The 16,719-nt window shown below is 64.4% G+C and carries 18 protein-coding genes; 4 read left to right on the top strand and 14 right to left on the bottom strand.

What is annotated here, in order from left to right; genetic code table 11:
- Positions 1-97: 97 nt before the first annotated feature.
- The 14 genes from AB1285_RS13770 to AB1285_RS13705 all read right to left on the bottom strand — a co-directional run bounded on the left by AB1285_RS13770 (position 98) and on the right by AB1285_RS13705 (position 13,001).
- Positions 98-1,453 (bottom strand): M23 family metallopeptidase, encoded by a 1,356-nt coding sequence (locus AB1285_RS13770; RefSeq protein WP_026049678.1) that lies wholly within the window; start codon positions 1,451-1,453, stop codon positions 98-100.
- A 193-nt stretch (positions 1,454-1,646) separates the two neighbouring features.
- Positions 1,647-2,330 (bottom strand): copper resistance CopC family protein, encoded by a 684-nt coding sequence (locus AB1285_RS13765; protein WP_026049677.1) that lies wholly within the window; start codon positions 2,328-2,330, stop codon positions 1,647-1,649.
- On the bottom strand, positions 2,327-4,225 hold the full coding sequence (locus tag AB1285_RS13760; protein ID WP_311877283.1) for a cytochrome c oxidase assembly protein: 1,899 nt from the start codon (positions 4,223-4,225) through the stop codon (positions 2,327-2,329). Before AB1285_RS13760 ends, AB1285_RS13765 begins: the two co-directional genes overlap by 4 nt.
- The gene (locus tag AB1285_RS13755; protein ID WP_036304312.1) at positions 4,222-4,737 is read right to left on the bottom strand and encodes a DUF3515 family protein; all 516 of its coding nucleotides are present in this window, start codon (positions 4,735-4,737) and stop codon (positions 4,222-4,224) included. Before AB1285_RS13755 ends, AB1285_RS13760 begins: the two co-directional genes overlap by 4 nt.
- On the bottom strand, positions 4,722-6,323 hold the full coding sequence (gene lnt, locus AB1285_RS13750) for an apolipoprotein N-acyltransferase (RefSeq protein WP_017201926.1): 1,602 nt from the start codon (positions 6,321-6,323) through the stop codon (positions 4,722-4,724). The genes AB1285_RS13755 and lnt overlap by 16 nt, the downstream gene beginning before the upstream one ends.
- Positions 6,307-7,257 carry a cytochrome c oxidase assembly protein gene (locus tag AB1285_RS13745; RefSeq protein ID WP_017201925.1) on the bottom strand — a complete coding sequence of 317 codons (951 nt, stop codon included), beginning with the start codon at positions 7,255-7,257 and terminating at the stop codon, positions 6,307-6,309. The genes lnt and AB1285_RS13745 overlap by 17 nt, the downstream gene beginning before the upstream one ends.
- A 25-nt stretch (positions 7,258-7,282) precedes the next feature.
- Complete coding sequence (locus AB1285_RS13740; protein ID WP_017201924.1) at positions 7,283-7,618, bottom strand: DUF6804 family protein; 336 nt, start codon at positions 7,616-7,618, stop codon at positions 7,283-7,285.
- A complete protein-coding gene (gene lspA / locus AB1285_RS13735) occupies positions 7,615-8,127 on the bottom strand; it encodes a signal peptidase II (protein WP_263971446.1) in 513 nt (170 codons plus the stop codon). Before lspA ends, AB1285_RS13740 begins: the two co-directional genes overlap by 4 nt.
- Before the next feature lie 19 nt (positions 8,128-8,146).
- Complete coding sequence (locus tag AB1285_RS13730; RefSeq protein ID WP_017201922.1) at positions 8,147-8,815, bottom strand: copper resistance CopC family protein; 669 nt, start codon at positions 8,813-8,815, stop codon at positions 8,147-8,149.
- Complete coding sequence (locus tag AB1285_RS13725; RefSeq protein WP_017201921.1) at positions 8,808-9,722, bottom strand: cation diffusion facilitator family transporter; 915 nt, start codon at positions 9,720-9,722, stop codon at positions 8,808-8,810. Before AB1285_RS13725 ends, AB1285_RS13730 begins: the two co-directional genes overlap by 8 nt.
- A 9-nt stretch (positions 9,723-9,731) precedes the next feature.
- Positions 9,732-10,718, bottom strand: a complete 987-nt coding sequence (locus AB1285_RS13720) for an NAD(P)-binding domain-containing protein (RefSeq protein WP_040568255.1) — start codon at positions 10,716-10,718, stop codon at positions 9,732-9,734.
- The gene (locus AB1285_RS13715; protein ID WP_017201919.1) at positions 10,718-11,383 is read right to left on the bottom strand and encodes a DsbA family protein; all 666 of its coding nucleotides are present in this window, start codon (positions 11,381-11,383) and stop codon (positions 10,718-10,720) included. Before AB1285_RS13715 ends, AB1285_RS13720 begins: the two co-directional genes overlap by 1 nt.
- Positions 11,384-11,454: 71 nt before the next feature.
- Complete coding sequence (locus AB1285_RS13710) at positions 11,455-11,985, bottom strand: hypothetical protein (RefSeq protein WP_151460098.1); 531 nt, start codon at positions 11,983-11,985, stop codon at positions 11,455-11,457.
- Positions 11,986-12,044: 59 nt separating this feature from the next.
- On the bottom strand, positions 12,045-13,001 hold the full coding sequence (locus AB1285_RS13705) for an acyltransferase family protein (protein ID WP_017201918.1): 957 nt from the start codon (positions 12,999-13,001) through the stop codon (positions 12,045-12,047).
- Positions 13,002-13,130: 129 nt separating this feature from the next.
- Here AB1285_RS13705 and cmtR point away from each other — a divergent pair, with 129 nt between their 5' ends.
- Genes cmtR through AB1285_RS13685 form a run of 4 tightly spaced genes read left to right on the top strand, consistent with a single transcriptional unit; the run spans position 13,131 to position 16,535 of the window.
- Positions 13,131-13,490, top strand: a complete 360-nt coding sequence (gene cmtR / locus AB1285_RS13700; protein WP_017201917.1) for a Cd(II)/Pb(II)-sensing metalloregulatory transcriptional regulator CmtR — start codon at positions 13,131-13,133, stop codon at positions 13,488-13,490.
- Positions 13,487-15,397, top strand: coding sequence for a heavy metal translocating P-type ATPase (locus AB1285_RS13695; protein ID WP_040568236.1), 1,911 nt, complete (start codon positions 13,487-13,489; stop codon positions 15,395-15,397). The genes cmtR and AB1285_RS13695 overlap by 4 nt, the downstream gene beginning before the upstream one ends.
- On the top strand, positions 15,397-16,005 hold the full coding sequence (locus tag AB1285_RS13690) for a cadmium resistance transporter (RefSeq protein WP_017201915.1): 609 nt from the start codon (positions 15,397-15,399) through the stop codon (positions 16,003-16,005). Before AB1285_RS13695 ends, AB1285_RS13690 begins: the two co-directional genes overlap by 1 nt.
- A complete protein-coding gene (locus AB1285_RS13685) occupies positions 16,002-16,535 on the top strand; it encodes a signal peptidase II (RefSeq protein ID WP_029264099.1) in 534 nt (177 codons plus the stop codon). Before AB1285_RS13690 ends, AB1285_RS13685 begins: the two co-directional genes overlap by 4 nt.
- Positions 16,536-16,719: the final 184 nt, after the last annotated feature.

Genomic DNA, 16,719 nt, shown 5'->3' with positions numbered 1-16,719 from the left:
ATCCCTAGCAAGGATGTCGCGAGTGACGACTGGAGCAGCCCTCTCTACCCAACTGGTCATTGTGGGTGGCGCCACTTCGTGCTCCCATGTCGGAGCCTTAGATATAGACGCCGCGGTCTTCCATGAATCGGACGGGGTTGGTGTAACCACCATTGATGTAGACCTCGAAATGCAGATGGCAACCGAAGGAGCGTCCAGTGTCACCCGCGTAAGCGATGACCTGGCCCGAATTGACCCATTGCCCCCTGCCAACGAGGATGCCACTGGGTTTGATGTGCGCGTACCCGGTGCTGACGCCCCCGCCGTGTTGGATGCGGACGTAATTGCCGTAGTTGCCGTTCGCGCCGGCGTAGTCCACTGTTCCGGAGTTGGCGGCGTAGATCGCCGCTCCGCAGCCATTGGCCATGTCCGCGCCGTAGTGGTAGCTCGAGGAGCAGCCCTGCGAACCGCAGATCGGGGTCCGCGGGCCGTAGCTTGAACTTCGGCCGCCCCCGTGGGGCCGGACCCAACCGCCGCTACCGGCAGAGCCTCCGCCGCCGCCGTTGCCGCCACCGTTGGCTGCCGCTTCCGCGGCTTCGCGTTCGCGACGGGCGCGCTCTTCGGCCTCGCGCGCGGCCACACCCGACTGGTAACCAGCGACAGTCTGCGTGGTGGTGTCTTTCAGCGCGGCGAGCTGCGCCTGCATCGTCTCGAGGTTCGCGGCTTGCTCGTCGAGCGCGGCCTGTGCGGCGTCGGCCGCTTCTTGTGCCGCAATCATCTTCTGCTCTGCGACCTGCTGCAGGCGGTCTCGTTCGTCGCGGGCAACCTTCGCCTGATCGGTCAGCGATTGGGCGGTGTTGCGCGCCGAGATTGCGCCATCGTAGACCGACCGGTTGTACTCGAGAAGCTTGTCCATGGTGCCCAGGCGTGACAGGAGCTCATCGGCGTTGGCCGCGGAACCGGAGAAGAACAGTTGCAGTGCTGAATCATCTCCACCGTTGCGATACAGCTGTGCCGCAACTTGACCGGCCCTGCGCGCAGAGGTTTCGGCAATCGCTGATTGTTCGTCCGCCTGCGCCTGCAGGCTCTGAGCTTCCGTGATCGCAGCGAAGTACTCCTGCTGCGCTGCATAGAACTCGTCGGAGGCTGTATCGGCAGCAACCTGAGTCTCAGCGACCTTCCGCGTCAAGGACTGGATCAGCCCTTCGATTCGGGTGATCTCGGCAGCCTTGGCAGCTTCGTTGTTCTTGGCGCGTTGCACATCGTCCCAACTCGGGTACGACGCAGCGTACGCCGCTGAGTCGCCGGAGCCGATGCCGAGTGCAGCGAATGCAGCGACACCGAGCGCGCCGAGCCCGAAAGCGCCACGTCGAGTAACACTCAGCTTCCAGAACGAGTCGCGTTCGGCGGGCGTGGGTGCACAACCGCATTCTTCAGCCGCCTCCGTAGCCGCAGAGACGAGTCGTCCGTTCACTGTGCCCTCTCCTCGAGCTCGGCTTCGTGGATTCTGCTGCCATGGGCGCGCAGATTGGCCACGCTTGCATTGCCCGCCGTCTGGTCCATCGGCCGTACGTGGCCGCCGAAGTCGCGCCGACTCGCTCGTGATCTCTGATCAGTGGCCCATATCTGTCGCATCGAATTCGAGTTCGACTGTCCTGACACGAAGTTCACGCTTTCGGGTCCGTGTGGATGTCGGGGCTCACCTTGTTGTGTTTGTTCTTTTTCACTTGCCGTACGACAACGGTGGTGGCGATCACCGCGGCACCTATGACAGCCACGGCGATGATGAGCGGGATCGCGATCGAAGCCACCTCGTTCTCGCCTGCGGATGCCGCCGGGGCAGGGGTGTCCGCTGCGGGAGGTTCGGTAGTTGGCACAGCAGAGGGCGACGCCTTTGCCGGTTGCATCCGTGATTGTTCGTTCCCGCATGCTGGTTGGTCCCATCCCAGCCCTGGCTCGATGCCGGTGGGAGCGTACGTGAACGTGAAGCTCTCGGATATGGGGTGACCGTCGCTGGAGACGGCGTTCCAAAGCACGGTGTAGACGCCGGGTTCTCCGAGTGCGACCGGGGTGGTGAGGATGTTGCGGTCGATGGTGGAGCAGCTGGATTCGTAGAAGAGGCCGTCGGGTCCTTGCACTTGGGCGAAGCTTGCCTGGCTGAAGTCAATGAGTTCCCCGCTGAACGTGAGAGCGACGTCGTCGAGTTGGGTGACGGTTTCGTCTGCCCCGGGCACGGTGTCCAGGAGGTTGTCGTGCGCGAGAGCTGCGGGGGCCGGTGCGGCCACGATTCCCAGTGCGATGAGGGCAAGAAGTGTGCTGGCGAGCCAGCGGGTGCGGTGGGTGGAGGTCACGGGCGTGGGTCCTTTCGTCCGGCGGGCACGGGGGTGCTGTCGGTAGGTCTGTTGTTGCGTTTCGTGTGGAGGACGGAGAAGCCGGTGAGGATTGCGAGCATTCCCGCGATCATCAAGGTGGCGGCTCCGGCGAGGGCCTGGTCCTGCAGGGGGGTGGGTCCCCACGTGCGCCCCATGGCGCCAAACCACTCCGCGACGATGAGGTCGGAGCGAGCGATAGTGGCGATGCCGAAGAAAGTGGCCACGCCTGTGAGCGCAGTGAGTGAGGCCACACGCCACCGCCCCTCGGGAGTCGTGGACGCGTTCGGGGAAAGCGATCGTACGAAGAGGCACCCGGTGACGAGGAGCTGGCTGATCATCCATTCCGCTCCGAGCTGGTCGTAGAGCGACCATCGGAACAGGTCGGAGTAGTGGAACAACCACAGCGACGTGGCGAACAGGGACGCGGCGACGACGGGGCGACGAGTAAACCGGGCCAGGGGGCTGTGGGCGGCCCAGAGAAGCCATTCGCGCGGTCCTCGGCTTCCATCGTCCCGTGGGTGGATGACCAAGGTTGCGAGGGTGATCGGCGCCGCGAAGACAAGGAGCAAGGGGATCGCGAGACTGAGGAGAGCGAAGGCGAGGAATCGCATACTGATGAGCGAATCGTCATAGGCTGCGATCGGCCCACTGGTCGTCCACAGAAGCGCCCCCATCCCCGCAATCCAGCTGATCGTGCGCCTGGCTGGCCACGGATACCCGCGGCGCCGTGCGCGTCGGACGCCGACGAGGTAGAAGACGATTCCGAAACCCGCGACGAGCACCCAAAGGAGGTCGGGACTCCACGCCGTGAACCATCTCTGCAGGGTGAGTGCGACCGGGACGGGTGCGTCGGTGAGGATCTCCGCGGCGGTGGTCTGCGGCAGGGTGATCGCATCGGCGGGGGCGGCGGTGCGGGCGAGGGCGGCGGCGACCCCGCTCGCGACACCCATGAAACCGAGTTCGACGCACACGATCGTCCAGAAGGCGCCACGGCCCTCGCTGGTCTTTGCGATGAGTCGGCGGCGGTAGGCGGCACCCAGGACGCCCATGACCAAAAGCGCGCCGATCTTTGTGAGAAGGAGGATGCCGTACGGTGAGGCCAAATCCTCCCACCGGCCGAGGGCTGTGAGCGTCCGCGCGTATCCCGAGACGGCGACGCCGATGAACGCGATGAGCGCCACCGTCGAGTACCGGCGGAGCAGGTTCTCGAGTTCGCGCGGCGAGCTGATCGGTCGCGCGACGACGAGCAGGATGAGACCGCCGAGCCATACTGCTGCTGAAATGACATGCAGGACGAGGGACATGACCGCGGGATCGTGGTTGGCGAGCTCACCCGAATGACCCTGGGTGGCCATGGGTATCAGGCTGATGATCGCGAGCACGGTCGTGAACAGCACCGCCCCATTGCTGCGAACAGCGAATGCGAGGACTGTCACGACCGAGGCGAGGATCACGGTGATAAGCCATGATCGTCCCAGCTCCGTGTCGAGAAGAAAGCGGCCCAATTGCGCACCGAACTCGGCGTTCAGGCTCACTTGCGGATTGAACGACGACAGGAAGGTGAGGAAAGCCACCACCCCGCTTGAGATGGTGAGGGTCGCGGCGCCGGCGGAGGCGATATCGAGCGCGACGGTGAACGGTTTCCCCCCTGAGGGGAGAGCGAACACCGCCAGCACCAGGGGCCCGAGCATTGCCGCACCGGAAAGATTGACGATCAGCTTCGCGGCCGGGAGTCCCCATCGCACGAGCGCTCCAGGGTCATTGGTGAGTCTTGGTGCAGCTCCTCCACCGATCGCGAGCCCGACCACCGCAGCGATGAGTGCGGCGACAACGAGAATCGTCGGACCAACAATCCGGAGAACAACGGGATTCATGGAGCGGTATCTCCCGTCTCATCGCCTACGACGTCTGGGTCTTCGGTTACAGGTGCCGTGCATTCACCGGTCTTGGGGAGCTGCTGGATCGCCCCGGCGAGAGATTCAAGAACCGCGTCTGCCGACAGGGTGGTGGTGTCCACGTACACCTGGGCAGCTGGCTCTCGGCCGTAGGTTGTGAGCCGCAGATTCGGGGTGTCCTCCTCGTCGACGATCCAATCGACGCCACCCAAGCTGACACATTGCAGCGTGGTGGGGGCCGGGGGCTCCGACCCGCAGGTGAGGAGCACGCTGCTGGGGGTGCCCCATGCTGCGGTGGCCTGAGCGTCCGTCCAGACGCGATCCTGGTCGCCTATCGAGTCCGGTAGTCGTACGGTGACCTCTGCGCACAGCGGGTCATTCGCGTTTGCTGCGGGCTCGAGGTGGACGGTGGGTGCGCAGCTGCTGAGTAGAAACAGTGCGCAGAGTGCCGCGACAGAGGTCAGAATCTTGAGTTTCACAACTTCATCCATCCGTCTTCCTGGGAGTGAGCATCCGACCGCCGCTGTCGGATCGACACGACGAGCAGCGCGAGTACGCTTCCGATACTGAGTGTCCAGCCGAGCCACGGCATCAGCACGACGGCGAGGGTCGTGCCGGTGCGGAGGGGGACCTCGGTGATCTTCGCCGCGGTCGTGTCCACCGCAACCTGAGCCAACACTTTTCCATCGCGGCCGATGACTTGACTGGTCCCGGTGGTGGAGACGTTGACGGCAGTTCTCCCTGTTTCGAGCGCGCGCATACGGGCGATGGCCAGCTGTTGGAGGTTCTCGTCGGTGCCTCTGAAGTCCGCGTTGTTGGTTTGAAACACGAACATCTGCGCACCAGAGGCCGCGCTTTGGTGGATGACGTCGTTGTAGATGACGTCGAAACAGATGGCCAGACCGATGGGCACATCGCCAACGTTCATGAGGGGTGTGTTGGAGCCGGGCGTGTACTCGCGTTGTATCAATCCGATGAGGTCGGGGGCGATGGCTTCGTAGAACCAACGGTCCGGGACGTATTCGCCGAAAGGGACGGGGTTGGCCTTGTCGTGGAGCTGCTGCGGCCCGGCGCTGGTCCACAGCATCGAGGTGTTGAACGTGTCGGCTCCGCGGGTGGTCGCCGCATTCACCAGTGCCGGAGCGCCGGCGCCCTGCACGAGTCGATCAAGGCGGCCCGCGACGGCGACATCGCGCAGGGGATCGGCGTCGACGGCCCCTTCTGGCCAGACGAGAAGGTCCATCTCACGGTCCAGAAGAGGAGCGGTCGCTTCTTCCTGCGCGCGCAGGATGTCACCTGTTGTTTTGGTGTCGAAGTAGCCGCTGGGACCGTTGCCCTGCACCCATCCGACGCGCAACATTCCCGCTTGCTCAGTCGGGAACAGAGGGACGGCTATCGCGGCAACGACGATGACCGCCGCTGCTGCTGCTGGCTCCCATCGGCGGAGGATGAGGGCTTCCACAACGCTCGCGCAGACCAGGACTGTCAGGAAGGACAGCCCGGTGGTCCCAACCCAGGATGCGGCCTCCGCGAGCGGGCTCTCGGCGAGACTGAAACCGACGCGCGCCCATGGGAACCCGGTGTACGGCGTGCTACCCATCAGCGTTTCTCGCAGCACCCACACCCCGGCGACCAGCAGAGGGGTAAACGCGCGGTACCCGTATCCGGTCCGGGTGGTGGCTCGATAGGCGAGTGCGATCAGCACGCCGCCGGCACCGAACAGCAGAGCTTCCAAGCCAGCCAGCGCGACCCACGGGATAGGCCCCAGAAACCGTGACACCCATGCCAAGTGGGTGAAGTAGAAGGCCGCGCCGTAGACGAGGGAGATCAGGAACGCCCCGGGTAGAGAACGTCCGCGGAGCGTCCACAGCCCGATGGTTACGCTCACGAATGCTGCGGGCCACCACCCGTATGCGGGGTAGGCGAAATCCAGTATTCCTCCTGCGACGGCGGCCGCGATGATCGCTACGGAAAACGGCACCGCAACAGGCAGGCGCGCGTTGTGCTCTCTGGGGTTGCCGCGCCTCGATCGAACGAAAATGGGGGGTCCCACCAACGGGTCAGCGGTCACGGTCATGAGAGCTCAGATTTTTCAGATAGGCGTTGTACGTGTCGAGGTCGGCGTTCCCATGCACGTCGGCGTACCGGTCCGCCGCGGCAGCACGAGCGGTGTCGCTGCGGAACCAACGATGCATCACGTAGATCAACATCAGCACGGTCGGGGCTTCGCCGTAGGACCAGGCCAGAGCACCGGCTAGCTGCTGGTCAGCGAGGGGATCGATGCCTAGCGCCTCTGTGGGGGCGACGAACGAGCCGACCAGGATCGTGCTGGCCATCATGAGGAACACCCCGAAGAATGCGTGGAGCGCGGCTTCAGCAAACACATCCAGCGCACGGGCACCGTGACCCAACCTGACCGGCAGAGGATCGGAGGACAAGATGGGGATGGTGAACAGCATGCCGGCGAGGAGGAATCCGACCTCGAGCGCGACGTGACCCGTGGGGAGAGTGAGGATGGAATCGGCAGCACCCGCAAGGTAGATGCCGTAGAACGCGAACAGGTAGAGCGGCACAGTGGCCCACGGGCTAAGTACCCATCTCGCGGCCGGGCTTCGAAGAGCACTGTGGGCCGCTGTGAGGACTACCCGTCCCGCTCCGTGATGCGGTGTTGCTCGCAGAAGAAGGGTTCCGGGTGAGCCGAGGACCAGTAGCGGCGGCACCATCATCATCAGAGTGAGCTGCTGGAACATGAAAACGGACACCAGCGCCTGGCCATACGTTTCAACGCCCAGGCCAGTGACCGCCGCGAGGAGAACGCACCCGAGAAGGAAGCTGACCGTCCGCCACACGGGCCAACGACGCCCGTGCGTCCACAATCGGATCGCTCCGACGAGATAAAGCGCAGCGAGGATCCCCGCGACGATGGGTAGCACCGGAAGAGGAATGTCGGCCGGTGCGAGGAACGTCTGCAGTGACGGGGGACTGTCCGGGATCTCGCCGCTCACACGCATGGTCGTGACGCGAAGCTCACGCCGCTCACTTCCGGATCACCTTGATCGTCGCACCCGCTGCCAAGAAGACCACGGCCGCGACGGGCTGTGCTGTGGTCCACACGACACCGGAGAAGGGGAACGGCATCACCGGATTCCAGAGCACGGCGATCGCGAGGAAAACCGGGATCCACCACCAGTGGCGTGCCTGCAGCGCAAACCACCCGACGATCAGCCCGAAAATCGAGGCGATGAAGAGGACGAGCGGTGCCCAGTTCGCCTGGAAGAGCGCCGGGGCCAGGAACAGGATCGCGGCGGCGACGAGGCTGGGGGCCAGGGCATTCCGCTGGTAAGTGGAGGGGACGCGTTCTTTGGGACTCATGGGTGAACCGTTTCTTCGGCGGGTACAGGGTCGACGGGATCGGGGCGGGACGCGGGGTCTGGCCGGCGACGGCTTGTGCGCAGACCCGCGACGATGAGGAATACGGCACCGATGCCGAGAGCGACATCGGCGAGGTTGCCGATGAACAGGTTCCCGTAGGCGAGGAAGTCGGTGACGTGCCCGATCCCGAACGCGGGCGGCGAGAATAAGCGATCGATGAGGTTTCCGATCGCACCGCCCACGATGAAACCGAAACCAACCGCCGACCAGACGTTCCGGGCTCGGATGGCGGCACCGATGAGGACCGCGGTGACAGCGACCCCGATGACGGTGATGACCCATGTGGAACCTTCCCCGAGCGAGAAGATCGCCCCGGGGTTGAAGGCCAGTTGAAGACCGAGCCAGTCACCGATCAGCGGTATACGCGCATCTTGCCGCAACGTGTTCAGAGCAAGAGTCTTGGTGCCTTGATCGATCAGGATGACGATGGCGGCGACGATGAGCATCACGGCCGACCGGCGGACTCGATCACGCATCGGCGTCGTTCTCCGTAGCTGCGGCATCCTTGGCGGCCTGTGCGCGGTCGCGCTGGTGACGCTGGCGCCCGGCCATAACCACTCCCACAACGCCGATCCCCAGAATCAGTGCTAGACCCGAGAGGAAGAACAGGGGCAGCAGTTCGAAAGCGCCGCCGCCGGATGCCGTGCCACCGTATGTTTGCGCGGGTCGGGCCGGTTCCGGCTCCTCGGTTGGGGAGGTTTCAGGGGTGGGGCTTGTGGTCGGAGTGCTGGGTTCCGTGGCCATCGCGGGCGTGACGGTGTAGACATACTCTCCGCTGATCGGGTGTCCGTCGGCGGAGACGGTCTTCCAGCGGACGGTGAAGATGCCGGTTGCGGCGTCCGGGGAGAGGTGTTGGGTGATCGAGTCACCGCTCACCGTCGGCGGGTCGACGGCGACGTTTGCTCCGCTTTCATCGATAACCTCGACGACCGTTGCGTCGTCACCACCGGTGAGGGTTCCGGTGAACATCAGAGAGATCTCGTCGGGGGATCCGTTGATGGTCGAGTCGGCGGTGGGGTACGACGAAACGAAGTCGTCATGAGCGGCGGCCGGAGATGCAGCCCCAAGTACGACGGATGCCGACAACAACAGGGTGGTGAGGACGGCAGTGGTGCGTGCCGAGAGGCGTTTATGCATGGGTGTCGTGCTCTCCGGGGTGGGATTCGGGTTCAATCTGGAAGGTGGAGTGTTCGATGCTCACGGCGAAATGTTCGCTGACGCATTGCTGAAGTGATGCCAGCAGTTCGGCGGAAGCTTCCATCGTGACGGTGTCATCGACCACAACATGGGCGGTGAGCGTGGGGAGGTCGGTCGAGACCTGGGTCGCGTGGAGGTCGTGCACCGCGACCACGTGCGGAAGGGCAAGGATGTGGCGGCGAACATCCTCGAGGTCGAGACCGGCAGGTGTGGACTCCAACAGGACCCGGCCGGATGCTCGCAACAGGATGAGGGTGCGGGGAATGATGAGTAGCGCGATTAAGACGCCCGCGACAGCGTCCGCCTGATACCAACCGAAAACGGCGATGAGGATGGCGCTGGCGATGACGCCGACGGAACCGAGGGCATCGTTGACGACCTCGAGGAACGCGGCGCGCATGTTGAGATTGCGCCCGCGGCCGCTGAACAATACGAGCATGGAGGCGATGTTGGCGACGAGACCGACGATGCCGAAGAACAGCAGACTTCCCGAAGCGATCTCCGGGGGCTCGAACAGCCGACGTACGCCTTCCACGAGCGCGAAGATGCCCACTCCGAGCAGCAGAGCTGCTTGAGCGAGTGCACCGAGCACCTCAGTGCGTTGAAGACCGAAGGTGTACTTGGGAGTCGGGGGACGGTTCATCAGATGCGCAGCGGTGACGGCCATCGCCAACCCGACGACATCGGTGAGCATGTGCGCCGCATCAACGAGCAGTGCGAGGCTGCCTGTGATGATTGCCCCGACTACTTCGATGATGAAGACCGAGGAGGTGATCGCGAACGCGATGACCAGGCGATTGCGGGGAGTGGCGTCACCGATACCGTGACTGTGCCCTGTTTCTGTCATGGTGCTCCTTTATGGCCGTCCGACGATTAGCCGGGCGACGGTCGCCGCTTCACGGCTCGCCCCAGCGAGGGTGTCAGCGTCCGCCCGGGAGTATCGCGGCATGCCAACAGTGAACAGTCCGGGGATGCGTGCACTGACGTGTAATGGCTGCCCGGGGGGCTCCGAATCGGGCAGCCATCCGTCTGCCGGCTCGTACCCGGTCGCGAGGATCAGGGATTGCGGCTTCATGGACGCCCCATCGGCGAACATCACGGTGTCTCCGTTGACCCCCGTTACGGCGGCGGCATGAGTGACGTCTGTCGAAGCTGCGCGGGGGCGTGCCTCGGACATCGGACCCTTACGTCGCAGCCTTGACCAGATGGGCCGCTCTGATGCCCGTGGTGGTTCCGCTCGAGTCGCGAGGGTGACGTCGTGGGAGGACGTGAGTTCTTCAGCAATCTCCACTCCGCTGTATCCGCCGCCAACGATCAACACGCGGCCGGGGGGTATCTGCGCGGGGTCGAGGTACTGGCTGGAATGCAGCACAACACCGGGCACTGCCAGTTCCTGGCGCCACCCCGGTATGCGCGGCACGGCGGCAGCTCCCGTTGCACAGACCACATTTCGTGTTTGCACTTCCCCGGCGGAGGTCGACAGATGCAGCGTGGATCCGTCGCCCAACCGGTTGACTCCAAGAGCTCGTGTGCTCCACACGGTCTTCACACCGATGGCTTTCTCCACCGAAGACAGATAGTCGGACATCTCATCCGCACTCGGATGACGATCTTCATCGCCCGGGAAAGGGAACCCGCGGACGACACTGTGGCGTGCCGCACTGCGCAGTTTCATCGACTGCCACCGTGTGGCCCAGCTTCGTTGACCGGGGGGTGCAGAATCGATGATCACGAAGTCTTTCTGTGGCTCAAGCCCGGAGGACCTGAGCGCGGCGGCTGTCGCCAATCCGGAATGCCCGGCGCCAACGATGATGACGCGACGGTGCGATAGCGAACGCGCCATCATTCAGCACCGTTCACCGCGGCTTCAATGCTGTCCTCCAGGTCGGTCCACGTTTCCAGCACGACAGGCTCTCCATCGATGAAGAACGAGGGGGTACTGCTGACACCGAGCTGCTCACCCTCGTCGAGATCGAACTGGACCCGTTCTGCTGTCGCCGGATCAGCGACCGCATCATCGAACGCGGCCATGTCCAATCCGAGTTCCTCCGCAAACCCCCGGAACAGGTCCGCACGAGACTCTTGAGCCTCACCCCATTGAGGCTGCGTCTCGAACAGGCGGTGATACATGTCTTCCAGCCGCCCCTGCTGCGCTGCGGCTTCGGCAGCGATTGCGGCGTTCTTCGAGTTGAGGTGACCAGGCAGCGGGAAGTAGCGGATCACGTACGTGATCTCGCCATCGAACTTGCCGCGGAGATCCTCGACGAGGGGATAAAACGCACCGCAGGCCTCGCACTCGAAATCGAGGAATTCGACAACCGTCACCGCCCCTTCCCCTCCGTCATCGAGGACATGCGAGTTCTCACGGACGACCTGTGGACCGTCAGCGGTCCCCGTCTCGGGTGCGGCAGCTCGATTCTGATTGACAAGGACGAAGACCAGCGCGACGACCAGCAACACCACGGCGAGAGCAACGGTGACAAGTACCGCTTTCACGGAAGATTTCATAGACACTCCAAACACACACAACGAACGAGGGCGACCAGTGGAGCGCCATCGAAGAGATGGCGCCGCCAGAGTCAGGTCCGCGACAGAGAAAGCTGTGTGAGAGAAGGAGGCAATGCGAACAGGCGCCCCGTCATGGCCGCCAGTGATGGTGCGCGCGGCAAACGTTCGCGAATGTGAGAACCGGGGACGTGCCGGCGGAAGGTCCGCGTGACGATGAGCACCAAGAAGCAGCAGATGATACCCAAGAGGCACCCGGCAACACCGATCACGATGTCGTTTGCGGTATCCCCGGTCACGAATTGTTCGGCGGTCGCGCCGACAACGCTTTCACCGGAACCAGCGGAGTCCTGGCCGACAGAAGGCGTCCCTAGTGACGACGAGGATGTCGTGCTCAGATACGGAGTCGTATCTGTCACGTCACGATGGCCGCCCGGCCATGCTCCGACAACGAGAAGAAGCGCCAGCCCGAGGGCTGTAATGATCTTCGTTATCAGGAACTCGTCGGCTCGGCTAACGCATTTGTGAGCGCGACCGTGGACGACCATGACCTCAGGATGATACCAGCCCCACCAATCAAGTCTTCTTGCGAACCCGTGAGCCACGCGCCCGTTCTACGGGCGAAGCGAGAAAGCCTTGGGACGTCGTCCGCTGAGCCAGCCCATCACCCATCAACTGGACCAGTTCCAACAAACCGCCACCACACCCAACCCGCCCCGATCATGCCCGGAACGATCACCAGCCATCCCAAGTAGAAGTTCTCGGCAGGGCGGCCATACGCGTTACTCCAGAGTGCGATGAGACCGCCGTGCAGCAAGTACAGGGACAACGCCACCTGACCGCACGCGCACAGGGGAACAAAGACAGCACCCCAAAAACGCTCTGCATGCTCCCGCCTCACCGTAGCCCCCAGCACAACGCAGACGTAGACGGCGAACACCAAGCCAATATCCCTCAGAGAGTCCAGGTAGTCCCCCGATAACACCGTGCCGAAGCGCTGCCCGAAACCCCAGGCAAGATACGCCAACAGCGCCACAGCCGCCATGATCCACAACAAGCGATCGCGTTTCAAGCCGTGACGGATCAACAGGGCACCGATGAGGAACACCGGCAACAGGTTGACCACCCGATACTGAGGGCCCAGGAACATCCAGGTCGTGACCTCACGCACGGGCGGCGGCGCGGTGTAGACCCAAATCCAGGTGCGTGCGACGCTCAGCAATGGCTGACTGGCCAGGACAAGGACCGCTGTCGCGGCGATCACGACCGAGCTGCGCAGGAGTAGAAGGGGCGCGCCGAGGATGATGAGCAGCCCGAGATAGCTCAGGATGACCGCCAGCCAGGAGCCCCACGTGGCCATCCACACACCCAGGACGATGAGGAACAGGCCACGCAGAGCCTGTTGCAGCAACGTCACCCCCGCAGCGCCGCCGCGTCTCCACACAAGCTCCGCCGACATGCCCATGACGAGTGCGAAGAGCGGCGACGCGACACTACTGAAGTTCGCCGTGACGAATTGCACCGCCCACGGTGCGTTCGGCACGAACGGAGCAGCGTGCGCGATGAGCATCGCGACAATCGCGAACCCACGGAGCGCGTCCGGAACCAGAAGACGGCTCATGTCAGAGACGCGTCGAGCTCGCCTGTGCATTCTGGGCGGCAGCGTTCTTTCGGGCTCGAAGACCATGCCCTGAGGGCATTGGCTTGACCGCATAGGAAATAGGTCAGCGGAGACTGTATAGTTCAGCTTATGCTGACCATTGCTTCTCGTCTCGACGTCATGAACCGGCTCGGCCGCGCCATGGCTGATCCTACGCGTTCTCGGATTCTCATGACTCTGCTCGGTGGCCCGAGCTACCCCGCAGTCCTGTCCCGTGAGCTAGAGCTGACGCGCTCCAACGTGTCGAACCATCTCACCTGCCTGCGTGACTGCGGGATCGTTGTCGCCGAGCCTGAGGGCCGGCAAACCCGCTACGAGATCGCCGACCCTCATCTCGCCGCGGCCCTCCTCGCGCTTGTGGATGTGACGCTGGCTGTGGACGAGCACGCGCCGTGTGTGGACTCGGCCTGCACGGTGCCGGGCTGCTGCGGAGCAGGGGCTGACGCGTGAGCGCGGCGTGCGGCTGCGAGCACGAGTCCGCCGCCCCGGCGGGAGAGGAACACGAAGAGGCTGAGCGGCCGTGGTGGAGGGACCGCGGGATCATGGTGCCGGTCCTTTCCGGCGTTGCGTTCCTCGTCGGCCTGATCCTCGAGTGGTCCGGCCTCGAGATTCCGGCGCTCGTGCTGTTCTGGGCCGGTCTGCTGCTGGGTGCGTCGACGTTCACGCCTGGCGCGATACGAAAGCTGTTCAAGGGCAAGCTCGGCATCGGACTGCTGATGACCATCAGCGCCATCGGTGCAGTCGTCCTCGGATACGTCGAGGAGGCCGCGGCTCTGGCGTTCCTGTACTCGATCGCTGAGGCGCTCGAAGACAAGGCGATGGACCGGGCCCGCGGGGGGCTACGGGCGCTCCTGAAGCTCGTCCCGGAAACAGCGACCGTGCTGCAGGGCGGCAACGCTGTGCAGGTGCAAGCGAGAGAGCTTATGGTCGGTCAGGTCATGGTGGTCCGCCCGGGCGAGCGGATCGCAACGGATGGGATCGTCCGCTCCGGTCGCTCCAGCCTGGACACCTCGGCGATCACTGGGGAGTCGATCCCGGTCGAGGTCCAGCCTGGCGATGTTGTGTCGGCCGGCGCGATCAACAGCGCCGGCGCGCTGGAGGTCGAAACGACGGCTGCGGGCACCGACAACTCGCTCACCACGATCGTCGAACTGGTAGAGAAAGCACAGACCGAGAAGGGCGAGCGTGCTCGTCTCGCGGACAGGATCGCCCGCCCGCTGGTGCCCGGCGTGCTGATCCTCGCAGCGCTTGTCGCGATCATCGGTTCGCTGCTGGGCGACCCCGAGGTGTGGATCACCCGCGCGCTCGTCGTGCTCGTCGCGGCCTCCCCGTGTGCGCTGGCGATCTCGGTGCCGCTGACGGTCGTCGCTGCGATCGGTGCGGCGAGCAAGTTCGGTGTGATCATCAAGTCCGGCGCCGTTTTCGAGCGCTTCGGGACGGTCCGGCACGTCGCCGTCGACAAGACCGGAACCCTCACCCGCAACGAGCCCGTGGTCACCGCCGTGCTCACCACGAACGGTGTAACCGAGGTCCAGGCGTTGGCGTGGGCGGCTGCCCTGGAGCAGCACAGCACACATCCTCTTGCCTCAGCAATCACCGCCGCAGCCTCGGGGACACCGGCAGCTGCAGATGTGACCGAGCAGGCCGGCCACGGTATTGACGGCACCGTCGACGGATCGAGAATCACCGTCGGCAGTCCCCGCTGGCTGGACGCCGGCGACCTCGTCGAGCGGGTCGCAACGCTGGAAGAGCAGGGCATGACCGTCGTCATCGTGCACCGCGACGGGTCACCGGTCGCCGCGATCGGCGTCCGTGACGAGCTGCGCCCTGAAGTCTCTGACGTAGTCCGGACACTCACCGGCCAGGGCGTCGGCGTGACGATGCTCACCGGCGACAACGCCCGGACCGCTCGTGCTCTGGCTGCGCAGGCCGGGATCAGCGCCGTGCGAGCGGAGCTGCGCCCGGAGGACAAGGCGACCGCGATCGCAGAACTGTCGAAGGCAGGACCGGTCGCGATGATCGGCGACGGCATCAACGATGCCCCGGCCCTCGCTAGCGCAGACGTCGGCATCGCGATGGGCGCGACAGGCTCCGACGCAGCGATCGAATCCGCCGACGTGGCCTTCACCGGCCATGATCTGCGCCTCATCCCGCGGGCGTTCGATCACGCCCGGCGCGGTCGACGGATCATCAACCAGAACATCATCCTGTCGCTGCTGATCATCACCGCCCTGCTCCCGCTCGCGCTCTTCGGCGTCCTGGGGCTCGCGGCTGTCGTCCTGGTCCACGAGGTCGCGGAGGTCATCGTGATCCTCAACGGCCTGCGTGCCGCCCGCACGCCACGACTGGAAAGCTGATGCTCGCCACCATCGGTTCAGCGATCGGCCTTTTTGCGGCGACGAACATCGACGACATCGTCGTGCTCACCGTGCTGTTCCTCGCCTCCAGTCGAGGGAAACCCCGCCCGTGGCAGATCATCGCAGGCCAGTATCTCGGGTTCATCACCCTGGTCGTGATCAGTGTGATAGCCGCGCTCGGGCTCACGATCGTTCCGGACGAATGGGTCGGGTTCCTGGGTCTGATCCCGCTCGGCATCGGCGTGTGGACGCTCATTCGCGGCTTGCGCCGCAACGGCGACAATGACGACGACGACTCCAAGATCACCGCGGTCGGACTATGGGGCGTCGCAGGGATCACGATCGCCAACGGGGCCGACAATATCTCCCTCTACACGCCAATCTTCCGCACCAGCACCCCAGTCGACGTCGCGATCATGATCGTCGTGTTCCTCATCCTCGTCGCGGTCTGGTGCGCGGCCGGCCGGCTGATCGGCACCAACAAGGCTGTTACCGAGGGGCTGGAGCGCGTCGAGCACTGGCTCGTACCGGCCGTGTTCATCGGCCTGGGCCTGTTCATCCTGATCGAATCTGGGGTCATCGTCCGTCTGATCGAGGTGCTCGCATGACCTCCTCCCAGTCAGAGGCTCATCCGCCCGCTGCGCGCAAGCTGTCGTCGACCCGGCGGCGGCAGCTCACTGGTGGAGCGCTCTTGATCGCCGTGGTCGTCGTGCTGATCGATCAGGGAACCAAGGTGTGGGCCGAAGCGACCCTCACCGACCGTGAGCGCATCCCGCTGATCGGTGACCTGCTGGGTTTGCAGCTCGCCTATAACCCCGGAGCGGCATTCTCCTTCGGGGAAGGCTTCACCTGGGTGTTCGCGCTGCTCGCTGTCGCCGCCACGGTCACAGCGATCGTGTTCGCGTTCCGAGTGCAACGCGTGAGATGGGCGATCGTCATCGGCGCGCTCGGCGGCGCTTCCGCCTCACACGCAGGCGACCGCCTTTTCCGGGACCCCGGATTCGCCCGTGGTCACGTCGTGGACTTCCTCGCCTACGGAAACTGGTTCATCGGCAACATCGCCGACATCGTAATCTTCGCCGCAGCGATCACCGGAGCAGTTTTCATGATCCGCGCCGGGGATGAGAGCACCGAGTGAGATCCGTTGTGCGGTGGTGGGACACCCATCAACTCGCCCTCTACATCGGCGCGATCGCCGTGGGCAGCCGTTGAGTGAGTTCACGCTTAGGCAGGCGGGCGGTCGCGATGTAGGCGCAGAGCCACCCACCAGCCGCATCGTCGACAGATGAAAGCGCGATCGTCTCCGAGTGCGTGCAGCTTCT

It is taken from the genome of Microbacterium sp. NRRL B-14842, assembly GCF_050470785.1.
The sequence above is the reverse complement of the archived record's forward strand: the minus strand, read 5'-3'. Positions and strand labels throughout refer to the sequence as shown.